Origin of the sequence: Streptomyces sp. 4F14 (assembly GCF_048159485.1) — a bacterium.
Classification (GTDB): Bacteria; Actinomycetota; Actinomycetes; order Streptomycetales; family Streptomycetaceae; genus Streptomyces.
Window position 1 is genome coordinate 167,660 of record NZ_JBLRVY010000016.1, and the last position, 16,959, is coordinate 184,618.

14 protein-coding genes are annotated in these 16,959 nt (G+C 74.1%); 9 read left to right on the plus strand and 5 right to left on the minus strand.

Features of this window, described 5'->3' with window-relative positions:
• The first annotated feature begins 363 nt into the window (after nucleotides 1–363).
• Nucleotides 364–1,953 carry a glutaminase A gene (gene glsA / locus ACLZOT_RS27185; protein WP_416971707.1) on the plus strand — a complete coding sequence of 530 codons (1,590 nt, stop codon included), beginning with the start codon at nucleotides 364–366 and terminating at the stop codon, nucleotides 1,951–1,953.
• Between the two features lie 316 nt (nucleotides 1,954–2,269).
• On the opposite strand, the gene ACLZOT_RS27190 is transcribed toward glsA, so the two are convergent.
• The 3 genes from ACLZOT_RS27190 to ACLZOT_RS27200 all read right to left on the minus strand — a co-directional run bounded on the left by ACLZOT_RS27190 (nucleotide 2,270) and on the right by ACLZOT_RS27200 (nucleotide 3,969).
• A complete protein-coding gene (locus ACLZOT_RS27190) occupies nucleotides 2,270–2,674 on the minus strand; it encodes a tautomerase family protein (protein WP_416971708.1) in 405 nt (134 codons plus the stop codon).
• Between the two features lie 144 nt (nucleotides 2,675–2,818).
• Nucleotides 2,819–3,676 (minus strand): LysR family transcriptional regulator, encoded by an 858-nt coding sequence (locus ACLZOT_RS27195; RefSeq protein ID WP_416971709.1) that lies wholly within the window; start codon nucleotides 3,674–3,676, stop codon nucleotides 2,819–2,821.
• A gap of 56 nt (nucleotides 3,677–3,732) precedes the next feature.
• Nucleotides 3,733–3,969: a hypothetical protein gene (locus tag ACLZOT_RS27200; protein ID WP_416971710.1), complete on the minus strand. Its 237-nt coding sequence runs from the start codon at nucleotides 3,967–3,969 to the stop codon at nucleotides 3,733–3,735.
• Nucleotides 3,970–4,110: 141 nt separating this feature from the next.
• Between ACLZOT_RS27200 and ACLZOT_RS27205 the strand changes: the two genes are divergently transcribed.
• Nucleotides 4,111–4,782 carry an SDR family NAD(P)-dependent oxidoreductase gene (locus tag ACLZOT_RS27205; protein WP_416971711.1) on the plus strand — a complete coding sequence of 224 codons (672 nt, stop codon included), beginning with the start codon at nucleotides 4,111–4,113 and terminating at the stop codon, nucleotides 4,780–4,782.
• A gap of 49 nt (nucleotides 4,783–4,831) precedes the next feature.
• Here the strand turns inward: ACLZOT_RS27205 and ACLZOT_RS27210 are convergent, their stop codons facing one another.
• Entirely contained in the window at nucleotides 4,832–5,482 is a 651-nt protein-coding gene (locus ACLZOT_RS27210) for a TetR/AcrR family transcriptional regulator (RefSeq protein WP_416971712.1), read from the minus strand.
• 387 nt (nucleotides 5,483–5,869) lie between these two features.
• On the opposite strand from ACLZOT_RS27210, the gene ACLZOT_RS27215 reads away from it, so the two are divergent.
• From ACLZOT_RS27215 to ACLZOT_RS27245, 7 genes are read left to right on the plus strand one after another with little or no spacing between them, the layout of a single operon-like run.
• Entirely contained in the window at nucleotides 5,870–9,052 is a 3,183-nt protein-coding gene (locus tag ACLZOT_RS27215; protein ID WP_416971713.1) for a family 78 glycoside hydrolase catalytic domain, read from the plus strand.
• 59 nt (nucleotides 9,053–9,111) lie between these two features.
• A complete protein-coding gene (locus ACLZOT_RS27220) occupies nucleotides 9,112–9,507 on the plus strand; it encodes an ACT domain-containing protein (RefSeq protein ID WP_416971714.1) in 396 nt (131 codons plus the stop codon).
• 58 nt (nucleotides 9,508–9,565) lie between these two features.
• Nucleotides 9,566–10,129 carry an RNA polymerase sigma factor gene (locus ACLZOT_RS27225; protein WP_416971715.1) on the plus strand — a complete coding sequence of 188 codons (564 nt, stop codon included), beginning with the start codon at nucleotides 9,566–9,568 and terminating at the stop codon, nucleotides 10,127–10,129.
• Nucleotides 10,126–10,944 carry a zf-HC2 domain-containing protein gene (locus ACLZOT_RS27230; protein ID WP_416971716.1) on the plus strand — a complete coding sequence of 273 codons (819 nt, stop codon included), beginning with the start codon at nucleotides 10,126–10,128 and terminating at the stop codon, nucleotides 10,942–10,944. Before ACLZOT_RS27225 ends, ACLZOT_RS27230 begins: the two co-directional genes overlap by 4 nt.
• The gene (locus ACLZOT_RS27235) at nucleotides 10,938–11,738 is read left to right on the plus strand and encodes an ABC transporter ATP-binding protein (RefSeq protein ID WP_416971717.1); all 801 of its coding nucleotides are present in this window, start codon (nucleotides 10,938–10,940) and stop codon (nucleotides 11,736–11,738) included. Before ACLZOT_RS27230 ends, ACLZOT_RS27235 begins: the two co-directional genes overlap by 7 nt.
• The gene (locus tag ACLZOT_RS27240; protein WP_416971754.1) at nucleotides 11,729–13,084 is read left to right on the plus strand and encodes a hypothetical protein; all 1,356 of its coding nucleotides are present in this window, start codon (nucleotides 11,729–11,731) and stop codon (nucleotides 13,082–13,084) included. The genes ACLZOT_RS27235 and ACLZOT_RS27240 overlap by 10 nt, the downstream gene beginning before the upstream one ends.
• On the plus strand, nucleotides 13,081–13,635 hold the full coding sequence (locus ACLZOT_RS27245; RefSeq protein WP_416971718.1) for a hypothetical protein: 555 nt from the start codon (nucleotides 13,081–13,083) through the stop codon (nucleotides 13,633–13,635). Before ACLZOT_RS27240 ends, ACLZOT_RS27245 begins: the two co-directional genes overlap by 4 nt.
• A gap of 44 nt (nucleotides 13,636–13,679) precedes the next feature.
• On the opposite strand, the gene ACLZOT_RS27250 is transcribed toward ACLZOT_RS27245, so the two are convergent.
• Nucleotides 13,680–16,901 carry a S8 family peptidase gene (locus ACLZOT_RS27250; RefSeq protein WP_416971719.1) on the minus strand — a complete coding sequence of 1,074 codons (3,222 nt, stop codon included), beginning with the start codon at nucleotides 16,899–16,901 and terminating at the stop codon, nucleotides 13,680–13,682.
• Nucleotides 16,902–16,959: the final 58 nt, after the last annotated feature.

The following is a 16,959-nucleotide window of genomic DNA, read 5'->3' on the forward strand; positions in this document are numbered from 1 at the left end:
CCGGGCACGAGGGTGCCGTCCATGTCGAGGACGGCGACGGCTACGGGCATGGTGACGTGCTCCGCTCCTGCGGCGAGGGGAGCGACCTCAGTGTTCACGCGGCCCCGGGGCGTCGCCCAGGGCGCACCGAGGGCACCGGGAGTGCGCGCAGCGGCAGCCGGCGCACAGGGAGCACAGGGCCGCTGACCTGCCCCGCGACCGCTCCGGCACACCCCGCCGCACGTGTCGGCATCCGGCGCGCGCCCTGCGCCGGGGCGGCCCTCCACGCGCCTCGCCCGTACGGGTGACGGCCCCGAATGAGCCCGGCGGCACCTGGCTATGCGACCGACGACAGGGCCACACCAGCGAGAGGCGGACACGGCCATGACATCGGGAACACGGACGACGGGGGAGCACGGCGCGGTCACCGCCGCCTACCGGGCGCTGTTCGACGCCTTCGACGACGACCGCAGCCAGACCCTCTCCCGCGCCGAACTCGTCGGCCACCTCGGCGCGGCCGGCATCAAGGAGGACGACCCCCGCATCCGGGCGATCCTCGACGCGGCCGGCGAGGCCGAGATGGACTTCGCCGGGTTCGTCACCCTGATCCAGCACCACAGCGGACTCGTCCAGCGGGCCATGCAAGGCACCCTCGCGGTCCCCGACTTCACCGGCCTGACCGCCGAGGTGGACCGCATGTACCGGGAGACCCTGCCCGTACGCACCGGCCAAGTCGCCGACTACATCCCCCAGTTGGCCCGCGTCGACCCCGAACAGTTCGCGGTCTCCCTGTGCACGGTCGACGGCCAGCGCCACGACATCGGCGACTTCGACACGGCGTTCTGCGTCCAGTCCGTCTCCAAGACGGTCAGCTACTGCCTGGCCCTGGAGGAGCACGGCGTCGACCTCACCCACCGCCACGTCGGCCGCGAACCCAGCGGGCAGAGCTTCAACGAACTCACCCTCAACCGCCAGGGCCGCCCCCACAACCCCATGATCAACGCCGGCGCCATCATGAGCTGCTCCCTGATCCGCCCCGGACTTCCCCTCGCCGACCGCTTCGACCACGTCGCCCAGACCTGGCAGCGCCTCGCCGGAGGCCGCCGGCCCGGCTTCAACAACGCCGTCTACCTCTCCGAACGCGACACCGCCGACCGCAACTTCGCCCTCGGCTACGCCATGCGCGAGAGCAACGCGTTCCCGCCCGGCACCGACCTGCGCGAAACCCTGGAGTTCTACTTCCAGTGCTGCTCCATCGAACTGGACGCCCGGATGCTCGGCGTCGTCGCCGCGACCCTCGCCGCCGGCGGCGTCTGCCCGCTCACCGGCGAACGCGTCTTCGGCGAGACCACCGTCCAGCACTGCCTGTCCCTCATGACCTCCTGCGGCATGTACGACTTCTCCGGCGAGTTCGCCTTCACCATCGGCCTGCCCGCCAAGAGCGGCGTCTCCGGCGCCCTCATGGTCGTCATCCCCCAGCTCATGGGCGTCTGCGTCTGGTCACCCCGCCTCGACGAACTCGGCAACAGCGTCCGCGGCATCGAGATGTGCCGCAAACTCGTCGAGACCTTCCAGGTCCACCCGCACGCCGCCCAGGAGACCCGCGCCGCCCGCAAGGACCCCCGCAGACGCCGCAACCAGAGCGCCGTCGAGAGCGTCGTCGCCCTGTGCTGGGCCGCCAGCCAAGGAGACCTGGACGAGGTACGCCGCCTGGCCTCCTCCGGCGTCGACCTCGGCGCCGCCGACTACGACGGCCGCACCGCCCTGCACCTCGCCGCCTCCGAGGGCCGCACCGACGTCGTGCGCTACCTCCTCGGCCGGAACGTCGACACCGCCCCCGTCGACCGCTGGGGCGGCACCCCCCTGCACGACGCCGAACGCGAGGGCCACGCGACCGTGGCCGACCTGCTGCGCCCCACGGTCCCCCGCCAGAAGCAACCCCGCAGGAACCGACCCGCCCCGGCGGGCGACTGACCCCACACGACGAGCACCACCCCGGCAAAGGCCCGCCCCGCCTTCGCCGCGCCGCGCGACCGGCCGACTCGCCGCCCACACCGGGACCTGGCTGATCCGGATCGTCCAGGACCGGCTCACCCTGGAGCTGACCGGGTCCTCGACGGCCGCCGGCACGGTCGTCGCGCTCCAGTCCACACCGCTGCCGCCGGTCGGCCCGCCGGGCGGGGTGCCGGCCGACCGGTTCCCCGAGCGGCGGGTCCTGCTGACGACGCGGCTCACCTCGGGACTGAGGCTCTGCCCCGCGAACGGCCCGCCACCTGAGGCGCCCGCGAGGTCAGCGGCCCGGAACGGCCAGCAGCCCCTCCGTGTACTGAGCCCGCCCGAACCCGAAGGACCAGTCCTGCGGGCCGTTCTCCATGAAGCTGATGAAGATGTCCTCGCCGGCGATCCCGAGAGGTTCCAGGTGCTTGGCGACGGCCGCGAAGACCCGCTGCTTGACCTCGGTCGCGCGCCCGCCCTGCGTGAAGATCTGGAGCATCACCAGGTTCTCGGACCGCTCGAAGCCGAGGCCCGCGTCGAGGGCGATGACATGGTCCGCGTCGTGCTCGGTGATGACCTGGAACCGGTCCCGCTCGGGAATCTCCAGAACCTCCACGATCGCCCGGTGCGCCGCGTCGGCGACGGCCCGGACCTCCTCGGCGCCACGTCCGCGGATGAGGTCGATGCGTACGAAGGGCATGATGCTGTTCCTTACATGTGGGGGGGTACCGGCGGCGTCGTCGAACTGTTCCGGTGCGCACCGACGACGCTAATGATGACCGGGTCGCCCGGGAAATGCCTGTTGTGGCCGATCCATGCACACCAGGCATAGCGGCAGCTCACCTCAGCGCGTCGCCGTCCGTACGGCCGCCTCAAGGAACCGCCGGATCAGCACCCGCCGCCCGCCGGAGAGATGCACCAGGCTCACCGGCGCAGGCGGCGCCCCGGTCAGCGGCACGAACCGCACGGCCGGATGCCGCGTACGGCGCCGCGCGACCTCGGGCACGATCCCGATGCCCCGGTTCGCGGCGACCGACTCCAGCCACTCGTCGTAGTTGGACGTCTCCACGATCCGCTCCGGCCGCTGTCCCGCGGGCCACGACCACGGTCCCGTCGTGCCGCTGACCGTGTTCACGACGAGCGGCCACTCCCGTGCGTCCGCCCAGTCCAGGCAGCCGGCCCGGGCCAGCTCCGAGTCCTCGGAGCACACGGCGACCCGGGGCTCGTCGAACAGGTGCAGCGCCCGCGTCCCCGGCGGCGCCTCGACGTCACCCCGGACCACCGCGATGTCGAGCGCGCCCCGGCGCAGCGCCTCCAGGGGGTCGTCGACCCGGGTCAGGACGACCACCGCGCCGGTCGCCTCCTCGAACCGCCGGACGGTCCGCTGCGCCCACGGATCGGGCAGCAGCCAGCTGAACCCGAGACGCAGGGTCACCCCTCGCCCCGCGACCGCGAGCGCCTCGTCCACGGCCACGAGAACCCGCTCGGCCTGCACGAGGAACTCCGCCCCCGTGCCGGTCAGCTCCACATGCCGCGAGGACCGGTCCACCAGCCGCGCCCCCAACAACCCCTCCAACTGCGCGACGGTACGGCTCAACGCCGGCTGCGTGATCCGCAGCTCCTCACCGGCCCGCGAGAACGACCGGCACCGCGCCACGGCCACGAACGCCCGCAGATGCCGCAACTCGACGTCCTTGCTCATCGCACCCCTCTCCGGAGTCGTCGAGCGGTCCGGATGACCGCCCGGCTCGGCTTTCTTCAGGCGGCTCGCGTCGCCGCCCGCAGCCGGCCCAGGGCGGCGGCCGGCGTCACGTCCACGTCGTCGCCCCCGGAGCAGACCTCCAGCCAGGACAGGTAGCCGTTCCGGGTGAAGAGCAGCAGTTCGCCCGGGAGTTCACCGCTCTCGGTGACGAGTCGCACCGCGACCGCCACGCCGGTGCCGGGGAGGGCGGGCGCGAGTGCGTCGGCGACGTCGGCGGGCAGGGGCTCGGTCATGCCGTCACGGTAATGCGGGCTCGGGGAGTGCCCTGCACGCGACTAAGTTGAAGCGCGTCTCAAGTTACTGTTACGGTCTAACTTGAGGTCGCTGTCAAGTTCTGTGGTGGCCCTTCCTCCCCTCCCGAACGGAGCCCTCTCATGCCCGTCATCGCCATCATCGGAGCCGGTCCCGGCCTGGGCCTGGCCATCGCGCGTCGCTTCGGCGGCGAAGGATTCAAGGTCGCCCTGATCTCCCGTACGCAGCACAAGCTGGACCGTCTGGCCACGGAACTGGGGGAGGAGGGCATCGAGGCGGCCGGGTTCGCGGCGGACGTGCTGCGGCCGCAGAGTGTGCGGGCGGGGCTCGCCGAGGCCGCCGGGAAGCTCGGGCCGGTCGACGTCCTGGAGTACTCGCCCCTCGACACCGGCCTCGGCAGCGCCCGGGTGACCGATGCCGGCTCCGCCGACTTCCAGCGCCAGGTCGACTACTACCTGCACGGCGCCGTCGCCGCCGTCCGCGAGAGCCTGCCCGGCATGCGGGAACGCGGCACCGGCACCCTCCTGTTCTCCACCGGCGCCTCCTCCGTGCGCCCCATGGGCGGCGACTTCGGCTCGGTCGGCATCGGCGGCGCGGCCCTGCGCAGCTACGCCCTCTCCCTCAACACCGACCTGGCCGGCACCGGCGTCCACGCCGCGCACATAGCGATCGCCGTCTACATCGGCACCGGCCCCGGCACCGAGCCCGAGGAGATCGCCGAGCACCACTGGCGGGCGTACACGGACCGCGACCGCCCCGAGTACGTCCACGCCCCGGCCGACGGCGCCTGGTGACCCGTACACCGCACCGCGCCCCGCGCCACCCCGGTGCGGGGCGTCCGTCTCATCCCGCCCCCGACTCCCCGAACCCCCGCATCACCGCGTCCGTCTGACCCGGTGTCAGAGCCCCCACCGACAGCGGATGCGCCGCCTCCGCGCGGAGCCCGTCCAGGAGGAAGCCGATGCTGCGCCGCCACGCGTCGGGCGCCACGACGGCGGTGTTGCGGACGAGCATCGCCGTCGACCACCACACGAACAGCATGTCCTCGCGCGTGAAGTCGCCCCGCAGCGCGCCCGCCTCCTGCGCCCGCCGGATGATCTCCTGCTCCCGCTCCTCGGTGACCCGGCAGACGACCGCCAGCTGCTCGGCGGCGTACCGGCGGGAGATCACGTCGTTGAGCGCGGGGTCGGACGCCTGGATCCGGCAGACGTCCTGCACGTACCCTGTGAACGCCTCCCAGGGATCGGGGCAGGTCAGCGCCTTGTCAGCGACCTCGCCGAGCGTGTCCTTCGCGAGGTCCGGCACGACCGCGTCGATCAGCGCCTCCCGCGAGCCGAAGCGGTTGTAGAGCGTCCCCGCGCTGACCCCGGCCCGCTTCGCGATCTCCTCCAGCGGCGCGTGCAGCCCCTTCTCCCGGAACACCTCGACGGCCGCCGCCTTCAGCTTCTCGATGTTGCGGCGCGCGTCCGCCCGCAAGGGGGTGGCCTCGGCCATCGGACCCTCCTCGTAACTTGACACCCATGCCAACTTTACCGCCCCGCGGCACGGACCCGCCCGGCGCGGCGAGGCGGCGGAACCGGTCAACCTTGACGGCCCGCAGAGCCCGCCCGAGTCACCGCGCACCACGACCGCACCCCTCGTCAGCGCGTCGCGGCGGGACGCCGACAGGTGCTCCGCATAATGGCGACGGCTGTCGGGAGATCGGCTCATATGAGTCGCCGCACCCCTGTGGACCCAGGTGTCACGCTTGGCGGTCCCGCCGATCCGGGCAGCCTTGGAGGAATCGGTTCCGGCTTGCGGGGAGGGGGAGTTGGACGACTCGCACCACACCCCGGCCCGGGACCCGGACAGGCTCTGAACGGCCGATTCGAAGGAGCTCGCATGTCCCAGGAACACAGCGGCGTCCTCAGCCGCAGACAGGTCGTCGGCGGCATCGCGGCGACCGGAGTCGCACTGGCCGTCGCCCCGGCCCTGCCCGCCGAGGCGGAGGCCGCCGAGCCCGGCACCGTCCACGGACCGACCGTCAAGGACCTGACGGTCGACGGCCGCACCGGACGCCTCCTCGGCGTCGACGACACCACCCCCAGACTCGGCTGGCGCACCGCCGGCGTGGGCGCCGGCTGGACCCAGACCGCGTACCGGATCCGCGCCGCGCGCAGCGCACGCGACCTGACGGCGGGCCGGTACCTGTGGGACTCCGGCACGGTCCGCTCGGCGGCCCAGCACGACATCCCCTGGGGCGGCCCCCCGCCCGGCTCCCGGCAGGAGGTCGTCTGGCAGGTCCGCACCTGGGGCACCGACGGCACCACGACCGGCTGGAGCACCCCGGCGACCTGGGAGACCGGCCTGCTCAGACCCTCCGACTGGGGCGCGGCCCGCTGGATCGAACACCCCGCCCGCACCCTCGACCAGCCCCTCCCGCTCTTCGCCCGCGCCTTCGAGACCGCCGGCCGCACCACCCGGGCCCGCCTGTACGTCTCCGGCGCCGGCCTCCACGAGGTCACCCTGAACGGGGCCCCCGTCACCGACGAGGTTCTCGCCCCCGGCAACTCCAACTACCAGCTCTCCACGGAGTACCGCGCCTACGACGTGACGCGCCTGGTCCGCCCCGGCGCCAACACCCTCGGCGTCGCCCTCGGCCACGGCACCGCCCTGGTCACCCGCTCCGTCACCAGCCCGGCGACCGGCCGGACCGTGCCGTACACCTGGTGGCAGAGCCAGTTCAAGGGCGACGGCACCCTGGTGGCCCCCGCCGAGGCGGGCGCCACCACCGTCAAGGTGAGCGGCGTGGCCGGCTACCACCTCGGCGGCACCGTCAACATCGACACCGGCGACGGCGGCGTACGCCTGGAGTCCCGCAGGATCACCGCCGTCGGCACCGCGGGCGCGGACGGCACCGGCATCACCTTCGAACCCGCCCTCACCGCCGCCCACGCCACCGGCGCCCGCGTCACCGGCTCCGGCAACCCCCTCGCGAGCACCGACCCCAGCGCGGGCGCCGCCGTCACCCCCCGCCTCATCGCCCGTCTGGAACTCACCGGCGCCGACGGCACGGTCCGCGCGATCGTCAGCGACCGCGCCTGGCGCACCGCCCTCGGCCCCGAGACCACCTCCAACTGGTTCTCCGGCACCGACCACGACGCCCGCCGCGAACAGCCCGGCTGGAACGCCCCCGGCGCCGACCTCACCGCCGCAGCGCGCCGCCGCGACGGCACCCCCGCCGACTGGACGGACGCGGGCATCGCCCCGCCCCCCAATCTCACCACCGCCCTCGTCTGGCGCATCGGCGAACCCGTGCGGATCACCGGCCGGCTGCGCCCGGTGGGCATCACCCAGCCCCGCCCCGGCACCTGGGTCTTCGACTTCGGCCAGAACTTCGCGGGCTGGCCCCTGCTGCGCCTCGACGCCCTCCCCGCCGGAACGACCGTCAGGATGCAGCCCGCCGAGTCCCTCAACGCCGACGGCACCGTCAACCAGCTCTCCGTCATGGGCGGCGGCCCCGTGCGCGGCACCGACGTCTTCGACGCCTACACCACCTACGGCGCCCCCGGCGGCGAGACCTGGCACCCCCGCTTCCACTACTTCGGCATGCAGTGGGTCCAGGTCACCGGCCTGCCCGCCGGCTACACCCCCACCGAGGACACCCTCACCGGACTCCAGCTCCACGCCGACCTCCCCGCGGCAGGGGACGTGCACACCTCCAGCGAGCGCGTGAACCGGATCCACCGCATGGCCCGGTACTCGGTCATGAGCAACACCATGTCCACCTTCACGGACTGCCCCGGCCGCGAGAAACTCGCCTACCCCGCCGACTACCTCCAGCCCTTCGGCGCCCTGCACCGCACCTTCGGCTACGGCGCCTACCTGCGCACCATGGCCCGCCACCTGGTGGAGGGCCAGTCCCGGGCCGGCGACAACATCGGGAACGTCGCCCTGAAGGCTCCGGTGTACGACTACGGCTACCTCGGCCGGTACGGCGACGAGATCAACTGGGGCGACGGGATCGTCCTCACGCCGTGGCTGCTGTACCGGACGTACGGCGACACGCAGACCATGGCCCGCGTCTACCCGCAGATGCAGGCGTTCCTGAACTACATCCGCACCAAGAAGGCCGGCACGGGCGCCGACGCGCACCTCGTCGACGCGGCCCTCGCCGACTGGAGCTCCGCCGAGCCCACCTCCGGGCGGATCACCGGCACCTGGGCCTACCACCAGGTCGCCGACCGCATGGCGCGGATGGCCGCGCTCATCGGACGCGACGGCGACGCGAGCGAGTACCGCGACCTCGCCGCCACCATCAAGCGTGCTTTCAACGACGCGTTCTACAACCGCGCGCTGGGCCGCTACACCAGCCAGGGCGACCAGGGCACGGCCGGCGCGACCCAGGCCGCGCAGGGCCTCGCGCTCGACGAGGGGCTCGTCCCCGACGGGGAACGCGGGCGCGTCCTGGACGCGCTGGTCGACCTGATCGAGGGCTACCACCCCTTCGGCGGCGGACCCCACCTCGGCGCCGGGACGATCGGCCTCTCCCCGGTGATCCGCTCCCTGGTCGCCGGGGGCCGCGACGACGTCCTGTGGCGGGTCCTCCAGGAGGACACCCGCCCCAGCTACGGCTACTTCATGGCCCCCACGACGGCCAACCCGCGGGGCCTGACGACCGTCCCCGAGCAGTGGGACCTGGGCAACTCCAAGAACCACATGATCCTCCTCCAGATCGACGAGTGGTTCCACAGCGGCCTCGCCGGCATCCGGCAGACCGACACCTCCGTCGCCTACCGCGACCTCGTCGTCGACCCGCGCCCGGTCGGCGACCTCACCGAGGTCACCGGCAGCTACCGCACCCCCTACGGCGAGGTCACCTCCGAGTGGTCCCGGCGCGGCGGCGTCTTCCGCCTCACGGTCGTCATCCCCCCGAACACCACCGCCGAGATCCGCGTCCCGACCACGGACGGCACCCAGCCGGTCGCCACCGGGGGAGCGGTGGAGCAAGGCATCGAGGGAGACCGGGCCGTCTACCGGGCCCCCTCGGGGACGTACCGCTTCGTCTCCCACATCGCCCCCTGACACCCCCTCAGGCGCCGGCCGGACCCCCTGGCCGGCGCCGCCCGCGTAAGCTGCCGGCCGTGACCGGTGAACGTGATCTGCGCAAGCTGCTGAGCGGCATGTCCCCCGAACTGCGCCCGGGACGCTACGTGTTCACCACGACCGACGCCGGCGTCCCCGCCGGCGTCACCCCGGTCGTCACCGTCGCCGAGACGGAGGGCCTGACCCTGGTCGTCCCCCGCGAGGAAGCCGACGCGGCCGGGCTCCCGTACGACTACGTGGCCGGCTGGATCACCCTGCGCGTCCACTCCGCCCTCGACGCCGTCGGCCTCACCGCCGCCGTCTCCCGGGCTCTCGCCGCCGCCGGCCTGAGCTGCAACGTCGTCGCCGGATTCCACCACGACCACCTGTTCGTGCCCCACGAGCAGGCCGGCCGGGCGGTGGAGATCCTTGAGGAGCTGGCCCGCCGCCCCTGATGTGACGCGGATCACCCCTTAAGGAAAACCTGGCGCCCCCGCCCCACGTCTTGTGGGTGTGAGAGCACGAAGAAGAAAGCCACCCGGCGAACTCGACGAGGAACACCTCCTGCGGCTGGTCGCCCGAGGGGACCGGCCCGCGTTCGAGGAGCTGTACCGGCGTACGTCGCCCTGGATGGCCGTACGGCTGCGCAGGCGCTGCGCGGACGAGCAGATCGTCGCCGAGGTCATGCAGGAGACGTACCTCGCGGTGTGGCGCGCGGCCGGGGCGTTCGCCGGGGCCGCGGCCGGCGGGAGCGCCGTCGGCTGGCTGTGGACGATCGCCGCCCGCCGCCTCGTCGACGCCTTCCGGCGCCGCGCCCACCACGCGCAGCCCCCGCCCGGGGCCGCCCCCCTGCACCCCGCGCCCGCCGCCGAGGACGAGGCGCTCGCGACGAGCGTCGGCGGCGAGGTCGGCGACGCGCTGAGCCGCCTCGCACCCGAACTCCGCGACGTACTCCAGGCGCTGGTGCTCGACGGGCTGTCCGTACGGGAGACCTCCGTCCTCCTCGGCCTGCCCGAGGGCACCGTCAAGACCCGCGCCCGCCGGGCCCGGACCGAGCTGCGGAAGGCGCTGACATGAGCGATAACCACGCGTCGGCACGGATCATCGACGGCTACGCGCACGGCGCCCCCGACCTCGCCCCCGACGAGGTGTGGGCCCTGGAAGCCCACCTGGAGGCGTGCCCTGTGTGCCGCGAGAGCCTGTCCGCCGCCGTTACCCACTCCGTCGCGGCCCTCACCGACACCGTGTGGGCCGCCCTCGAACCCCACCTCGACCGGGCACCCGTCCGGCGCCGCCGCACCGCGCGCCTGGCGCACTGGCTGACCCCCGCGATGGTCCCCTGGCTCGCCATGACCGTCGGCGTCACCCTGATCGCCCTGCTCCTCGACGTCACGGGAACCGGCACCGGCACGGGCCCCGGCGAGGTGTCGCTCGTCCTCCTCCTCGCCCCCGTCCTGCCGGTCCTCGGCGTCGCCGCGTCCTGGTCGCGCGGCCTGGACCCGGCGTACGACCTCACGGCCTCCACCCCGAGGTCGGGCCTGTACCTGGTGCTGCGTCGCACGGCGTCCGTGCTCGCCGTCGTCGTGCCCGTGCTGTTCCTGTGCGGCTGGGCGACCGGGGCGACGGCCGCCCAGTGGCTGCTGCCCTGCCTCGCCCTCACCTCCCTGACGCTGGCCCTCGGCGGCGCCGTCGGGGTCACCAGGGCCGCCGCCCTGCTCGCGGCGGCGTGGGCGGCCGTGGTGGTGGCACCGGCGCTGGCCGCCGGACGAACGACGGCCGTCCTCGGGACGGCCGGGACACCGCTGTGGGGAACGCTCCTCGCCGCCGGTGCCGGTGTGGTGATCGTACGCAGAGGCGCGTACGCGGACTCGGAGAGGAAGACCTCATGGTGAGCGCGGCCGACATCGCGCCGACGACGTACGCCTGGCAGATCCGGGCGACCGGACTGAAGGTCAGGGTCGGCAGGAACCGCATGGCCGTCGACGGGCTCGACCTGACGCTGGGAACCGGCGTACACGGCCTCCTCGGGCCGAACGGGGCGGGCAAGACCACCCTCATCCGGGCGCTGGCGACCGTCCTGCGCCCCACCGAAGGCACCCTCGAACTCCTCGGGGAGTCCGTCGGCGGACGCGGCGAGCACCGGGCGGTACGGCGCCGCATCGGCTACCTGCCGCAGGAGTTCGGCTACTACAAGCGGTTCACCGTCCGCGAGTTCGTCGAGTACATGGCCTGGCTCAAGGAGGTGCCCGAGCGGGACGTCCCGGGGGCCGTGCAGCACGCCGTGGAACGCGTGGGCCTCGCCGACCGGGCGGACGCGCGCATGAAGACCCTGTCCGGCGGCATGGTCCGGCGCGTCGGCATCGCCCAGGCCATCGTCAACGACCCGGCGATCCTCCTGCTGGACGAGCCGACCGTCGGCCTCGACCCCGCGCAGCGCCTGCGTTTCCGCGAACTCCTCCAGGAACTCGGCAAGGACACCTGCGTGGTCGTCTCCACCCACCTCGTCGAGGACGTCGCCGCCGCCTGCACCAGCGTCGTCCTCTTCGACGAGGGCCGCCTCGTCATCCAGGGCACCCCCGAGGAACTCGCCGCCGCCGGCGGCCCCGAGTACGTCGGCGACAGCCCCCTGGAACGCGGCTACTCCGCCCTCCTCCAGCACCCCGGACGAGGGCAGGGATCCTGGTGACCGTCCTGCGCACCGAACTGAAGCGCTCCGCCGCCCCCTGGGCCGGCGCCCTCCTCCTGACCAGCGCCCTCGCCTTCCTCTACGCGGCGGACGCCTCCTGGTGGCGCGGCACCACCGCGTGGACGGCCCAGTGGACGCCGCTCGCCCTGTGGACCCGCTCCCTCCTCTACTACCTGTGGCCCCTGGCCGTCGGCGCCGGCGCCCTCCAGGGCCTGCGCGACCACCGCTCGAAGATGACCGAACTGCTGGCGACCACCCCCCGGCCCGCCTGGCACCGCGCCGCCACCCAGGCCGGCACGGCGGCGGCCACCCTCGCCACCGGCTTCACCCTCCTCGTCCTCGTCGGCGGGGCCCAGGTCCTGGCGCACGCCGGGTACGCGCACCTCGGCTGGCTGCCGGTCACCCTGGTCGCCGTCCTCGCCCTCGCCGCCGGAGCCGTCCTCGGCATGGGCATCGCCCGCACCCTGCCGTCCCCGCTCACCCCGCCCGCGCTGACCATCACGGCGTTGGCGTTCACGACCCTCATACACATGTCGCTGGGCCGCGCGAGGACGATCAGCCCGGACGGTTTCGACATCGACCGGCCCAACCGGCTCTCCCTGTTCTCCCCAGGCGTCTACGACGTGCGCTCCGCCTTCGTCACCCTGTCCACCACCGTCTCCCTCGGCCAGACGCTGTGGTTCCTCGGCCTCGCCGCGACCGGCTTCGCCCTGCTCACCGCCACGACGGGCCGAGCCCGCCTGCTCGCCCCGGCCCCCGTCCTCGCCGGCGCGGCGCTCGCCGTGCTGGTCCTGCCCACCGACCCGGACCGCATGTACGTCGTCGACCGGGCCGCCGCGCGGCCCGTGTGCGACGGCCCGGTCTGCGTCACCCGCACCCACGAGGACCGGCTGGCCGGCCTCGCGGGCCCCGGCAAGGAGGCCCTGAGCCTCCTGCGCACCGCCCTGGGCGAGAAGGCGCCCGACGCCGTCCGGGAGAACACCACCTTCCTGCCCCACGGCTCCACCCCGCGCCGGCGCCAGGACACCGTCCTCGTCGACTTCGACGACGCCGCCCTCGCCGGGGGCGGGAACCTGACCCGGGCCCTCGTCGGCAAGGGCCTGGTCCCCGGCTGCACCCCCGTCGGCTGGCAGGGCATCGGCGAGGAGGACATCGCCCGGACCGTCGCGGTGGCCTGGGTCCTCGGCACCCTCGACCCCGCCGCCGGCCCCGAGGCCCGCACGGCGTGGCAGGACCTCACCGCACGGCCCCGCGCCCAGCAGCTCGCCCGCGTCGACGCGATGCGCACAGCCGCCCACACCTGCCGGGGAGAACCCTTCGACGTCCTGAAGGGCGGACCCCGATGAGATGGCTGACGCTGTACGCCCGGTCACGCCAGGTCCCGGCGTCCCTCGCCGTCCTGCTCACCGCCACGGCGCTGGCGTGGGCGTCCGCCGACGGCGGCGGGGCGGACACCCGCCTGCCCACCCTGGCGCTGGCCGCGGGCGCGATGGCCGCCTCGGCCGGGCTCGGCGGCCAGGACCCGGCCCTCGACCGCACGGCCGCGATCCCCTGGCCCCGCCGCAGGGCCGCCCACGTCCTGCTGGCCGCGGCCCTCCTCGCCGGGGCCCTCCTGGCGGCCCGCACCCCCGCCGCGAGCCTCCTGATCGTCCGCAACAGCGCGGGCCTCATGGGACTCGCCGCCCTCGGCGCCGCCCTGCACGGCGCCCACCACGCCTGGAGCCTCCCCTTCGGCTGGCTCGCCCTCGCCTTCGTCACCCCGCCCCCGACGGACACGGCGACCCGGATCATGGCCTGGCCCCTCCTGCCGCCCGACGCGACGACGGCCACCTGGACGGCCCTGGGCCTCGCCGTGACCGGCGTGACGGCGTACGCGCTGGCGGGCCCCAGACGCTGACGGGCCGGCCCCCGCGCGGAGGGACCGGCCCCGGGGAGCGGGAGTCAGCCGACCGTGTAGGTGTACGGGATGCCGACGAGCTCCGAGCCGTTCGCGACGCTCAGCGGGGTGTCGGTGTCCACGTACAGGACACCGTGCACGACCGTGCCGACGGGAGCGGTCGGCGTGAGCGTCAGCGTCATGGTGCCCGACCTGCCGGGGGCCACGGCGAGCGGTGTGTAGGCGCCCTTGAGGTCCCAGAACACGCCGGTCGACGCCTTCGCCGCCGGGTCCACGGGCTGCGTGGTCGCGGTCACCGACACCGTCGCGGTGCCCTCGGGCGCCGTGGCGGTGGTGAACGGACCGGGCGTGGAGACGCTGACGTACCAGGAGCCGCCGGACAGCTGACCGGCGGTGCTCGTCGCCAGGACCGAGCCGTCGGCGCCCCGGGTGCCCAGGACCTGGGGCGAGCCGGTCCACGGGAAGAGCGACGCGTCCACGGGGACGTCGGCGGTGACCGCCGCCCTCAGCGCCGTGGTGTGCGTGGGCACCCACCAGGACAGCGGGTCGCCCCCGTTCGCCGCGACCGTGGACGTGCCGTCGGCCTCGGGGAGGACCACGTCGGCCGGGTCCGCGAGCCGGGGATCCAGGAAGTACGAGCGGTTCGCGGGACCGGTGTCGGTGACCTTCACCGCCACCTTGACCGCGCTGCCCCGCTTGAGGACGGTGGCAGCGCCGCCCGGCAGACCGGAGGCGGTGACGGACACGGCGTCGAGGCGGACCGTACCGGTGACCTGCCGGCTGACCGCGTTGCCGTCGACGGCGTCGGGCACGGCGACGATCAGCGTCCAGCGCCCCGCGGCGGGCCGGTTCACGGTCAGGCTCGCGTACTTGGTGGGCGTCGTCCCCTTCGCCCCGGTCAGGTTGGTGTCCCGGGCCAGGATCTGCTGCTGCGGGCTCACCAGGTAGTAGGTGAGGACGGTCCCCGCGTCCTGCCCCGCGAGGTCGACGGTCAGGCTGCGCCGGCCCGCCGGTACGTCGAGGTAGTAGCCGTCGGTCTGCCCGAGACCCCGGCCCACGCCGCCGATGATCCGGGTGGTGAACGAGGTGCTCTTCGCGGGGTCGACCGGGACCAGCGTCCTGCGGGCCACCGGCAGCGACAGCGCCGTCGTGCCCGAGGCGAACTGGAGGGAGAACGGCGAGTCGCCCGCGGTGCGCGGGAACGGCACCGACACCGGGAAGGAGGCGCTGCCGCCCGCCGGGACGGTCCGGGTCTGCGCGGGCACGCCCGCCGTGGTCCAGCGGTGACCGGCGATCTGGATGTGCAGCGGGCCCCGGTAGGTGCCGGGCTTCAGGTCGGCCCACTGGAGGCCGTCCATGCCGAAGCTCCAGACGACCTTCACGGTCCAGTTCCCGGGCACCGGGTCGTGCACGTCGACGTACTGGTGGTTGCTGTGACCGGAGCCGCCGTAGTCGTACCCGATCTGGACGAGCCGGCCCTTCGGGTCGAAGACGACCGGGACGAGGAAGCCCTGCTTGTCCTTGCCGGGCCAGGCCAGGGTCACGTCCAGGAGAGGCGTGCCCTTCGGGACGCGCACGGTCAGCGGCTCGACGGCGAGGCGCCCTTGCGGGGTGCCGGCCAGCGGGGCGCCGACCGTGACGGTGCGGGCGTCACCGAACGTCGTCGAGCCGAGGGTCCGCGAGGACAGGGTGACCTTCTGGGGCCGGTTCGCGGTGTTCGCCAGCGTCACCGTCGTGCGCTGCGTGGCCCCCGGGCGCCCGGTGAGGTCCAGCTGCGACACCGAGGGGACCAGTGCCGAGGAGCCGGCCGCGCGGGCGGCCCGTACGGCGGCGTCCGTGTTCAGCAGCCCGGAGCCCTGTTCGCCGGCGGGGACCCGCAGGTCGGTGGCCGTGCCGGTGAGGAGCCGCTTGACCAGGGCCGGTGCCGGGCGCGTGCCGCCGTGGGCGGCCTCGTACGCCTGGACCACGTCGGCCGCCGCGCCCGCCACGAAGGGTGCCGACTGGCTGGTGCCGCCGAAGATCTGCGTCGGCAGCGTGCAGCCCGTCCACAGGGCGCCCGGTGTGCACGCCGCGAAGTCGTAGGCACCCGGGGCGACCAGGTCGACGAGCTTGTTGTCGATCGTCGTGCCGCCCGAGGACAGCGCCGCGATGTTGTCGCTGACCCCGCCGGGGTAGCCGTAGCCGCGCGCCATCAGCCGCGTCGCCGTCGAGGCGCCCACGCCGATGACCTGCGGGTCGCTCGCCGGGGAGCCGATCGTGCCGGAGACACCCGAGTCACCCGTGGAGGCCACCACCGTCGTCCCGGCGGCGACCGCCGCACGGTCCGCGAGCCGGATCGGGTCCGTCCGCGGGTCCGGGTAGGGATTCGAGCCGAACGACTGGCTCAGCACGTCCGCGTGGTGCTCGACGGCGTACTGCACCGCCCGCACGAACCCGGACGCGGTCGCCGCCCGCTTCTCCCCGAACACCTTCAGGCTCATCAGCTCCGCGTCCGGCGCGAACCCCCGGATCCGGAACGCGCAGCCCTTCGGCAGCTTCGCGTACGGCAGCTGCTGCGCGAGGTCGTAGGTACGGCTGCCCTGCGCCGCGAGGGCGCTGGCGTCGCCGAACGCCTCCGCGCCGTCGGTCTTCTCGCCGGTCCCGCCGCCCGTGAAGTCCTGGTGGTCGGTGATCACCCGGCTGCCGTCGGGGCGGACGAACTCCGGGTTGTCGACGTCGATCCCGTCCGCCATGAACGCGACCTTGACGCCCTTGCCGGTGGCCAGCTTCTGCGCGGCGTCGGTCCTCGTCAGGGCCAGCCCCTCCGGCTCGGTGACCGGCTGCGCGCCCTGCGCGCAGGAGGCGGCGGCGGCCGTACGGGAGACCGTGGCCGCGTGCGGGTGGCGGGGGAGGGCGATCGGGAGGTCCGGGACGACGGCGGCCACGTCGCGGTCGACGCGTATCCGGGCCAGCTCGCCGGGCTTCACCGTCGCCGCGACCGCGTTGACCAGGCTGATGGGGGCGACGTGCGTGGCGCCCGTGTCCTTGAGCAGCGACACGACCGGGCTCTGGTCACCGGCCACGGCCCGCGCGCGCCGTGCGGTGTCCGTACGGGGCGAGAGGTCCGGGTGCTGGTCGCGCAGCAGGACGATGACGGGCTGTGCGCTGCCGGAGACGGCGGTGGGGGACGCCGGGGCCGGGACCGCGCCGAGCGCGACGAGGCCCAGCGCGGCCGCCGCGGCGAGGGCAACTCGCCTGCCCGGTGCGCGCGTTGTTCTGTTGTGCATGGAGATCTCCGCTGGGAGTGGGGGGTCGGGCCGTCGAGGACGGCCGCCTGTCGATCTT